This window comes from Flavobacterium sp. FPG59 (assembly GCF_002150205.1).
GTDB lineage: Bacteria > Bacteroidota > Bacteroidia > Flavobacteriales > Flavobacteriaceae > Flavobacterium.
Map to the genome: position 1 here is coordinate 1 of NZ_MTCA01000321.1, position 2282 is coordinate 2282.

General features: G+C 36.7%; 1 protein-coding gene. It reads right to left on the minus strand.

Annotation, left to right across the window (positions count from 1 at the left end; genetic code table 11):
- Positions 1–2103, minus strand: a 2103-nt coding sequence (locus tag FPG59_RS15555; RefSeq protein WP_369596829.1) for a beta strand repeat-containing protein, incomplete at its 3' end; no start/stop codon positions are given.
- Positions 2104–2282 lie beyond the last annotated feature (179 nt).

A 2282-nucleotide genomic window follows, 5' to 3' on the forward strand; every position in this document is an offset into this window, starting at 1 on the left:
AACATCAGCTGGGGTATAAGTAGTTCCAGAAATAGTTCCACCACCAGATACCACAGACCAAGTTCCACCAGCTGGAGTAGCCGATAATGTTTTGGTAGTGTTCTCACAAATAGCAGCAGTACTTGTTGTATTAGTTGCTGCAACTGGTAAAGCATTCACTGTAATCCTTCCCGTAGCATTCACTGTACCACAACCACCTGTTAATGGAATACTATAGTTGAATGTTCCCGAAGCTGTTGGTGTACCACTAATTGTAATTGTGTTCGATGCCCATGAAGCAGAAACTCCAGCAGGCAAACCATTTGCACCTGAAACTCCAGCGTTTGAAATACCTGTAGCTCTAGCTGTTGTATGTGTAATTGGTGTCAAAGCAGTATTGATACACAACGTTGGAGTTGTCGATGCTGTTGATACGGTATTCTCAATGCACAAAATAGCTGTAGTTGATGTACTTGTAAAACATACGTTTGCCGAATGTCTAACAAGTACTTGATAGCTGTAGCCATTCATACCAGCAGTTGCTCCAATAACTGTTAATGTTGCTGTTGTAGCTCCTGAATAAACTCCTCCATTTGTTATATTAGTGAATCCTGAACCCGTATTGACCTGCCATTGATAGGTTAAATTTGAAGACGAATCTGTAGCCGGTGGTAAAGTAAAAGTTGGTGTACCAGATACAAAAGTAGTAGTGTTTTGTGCATTTCCCACAACCGTAAAAGTAGTAGTCCCACCAACAGCTACAGTTCGATTAACAGGTTGGGTGCTAATAGCAGCATTGGTTGCTATTAATGCATTTGTATAAGAACCAGTATAAGAGGCTGCTGATACTCTACCTGTGGCGCCTACTGCAGGAGTACCAACACCGTAAATTCCATTATCACCTCCATCTGCAGTTATCGAATTATAATACTCATTAGCATCCGAACAGCTGTCATTGTCTGAATCTAAGTCTAAATAATCAGCAATACCATCGTTGTCTGTGTCAGCAGCAACACAAAAGCTTAGGTTGCCTAATGCCATCCCTTGATTATCAAATGGAGAAGTTCCTCTTTGTCTATATATAAGTACTATAGATCTTACAGGAACAGTAAAATTAAAGTTTACACTTTCATCCACACCACCGCCTAAAAATGTGTTGTTTCCTAAGTATCTTGTGTTTGCACCCAGGGTATAGTCAGACGCCGACATGGTATATGTAGCTCCACCAGTAGTTGTAATTATGAATTGAGCTTCATCTGTAAAGTTTGGACCAGTATCAATGTCAAATAGTGTAAATGATAAATTGTTTATTGCTCTTGAAAAAGTAAATGTGTGAGTTGAAATTCCTCCAGCTATCGAGTTTTGAAATAGGGTGTAACCAGCTGTTGTAAATTCATTATTTACTCTGTAATCTTGAGTAGTAGTATTTGAAGTTACAGGTGCTATTGCTAGAGTCACGCCATTGAAAGACAAAGCAGGATTTGCAGCATCTACTGATGGCCTTTCTCCTGTTGAAGAGGTAGTACCTTCTATATAATGATTTGCCCACGTCAATGTTGAAGATGCACAAACATTCTCTACAGTATCTGCTACACCATCGTTGTCATCATCTAAATCTGCACTATCTGCTACACCATCATTATCAGTATCAGGTACACATCTCACAGTTGAAGTACTTGCGTCAATGTAATCTATCGATGAGAAACCTGTTCCGTTTGATATGAAAATATACTCCCAATTAATAGGAGAAATAAAAGTGTAATCTAATGAAACATTTGTACCTACTGAAACGTAACCAGCAGTATTATTCCAAACCCACACATTAACTCTATTTCCATCAACTCCATGTACAGTCACACTTGTTCCTATACTTACGATATTTGCCATACGAAGTTCAATAAAACTATTCGAATTATTTAGTACAGCTAAAGTAGAATTAGGGCCTCCAAAAGCATTGGTTGGATTATCTACCAAATTTACTTGATAAATGCTCCTAGCATAATTGTTAGTAATTGCTGGAACTTGAACCTGACCTGTGGTACATTGACTAAAACCATTGTTATGGAAAACTAAGATGGAAAATAGTATTAAAAAAATATTTTTTACTAGAGTAAAGTTCTTCATATTAGTTGTTGAATAATAGAAATACAAAAATATCTTCATGCGTGATAAAATTGTTAATCTTTTTTTGATAATCATTATGTTATTGTAACTATGTTATTGATTTGTTCTATTACACTGATGTGTTGAAAAAATCATTTTTTTTTGTTCTACTAAATCATAAAAAACAGAAGTATTTTATC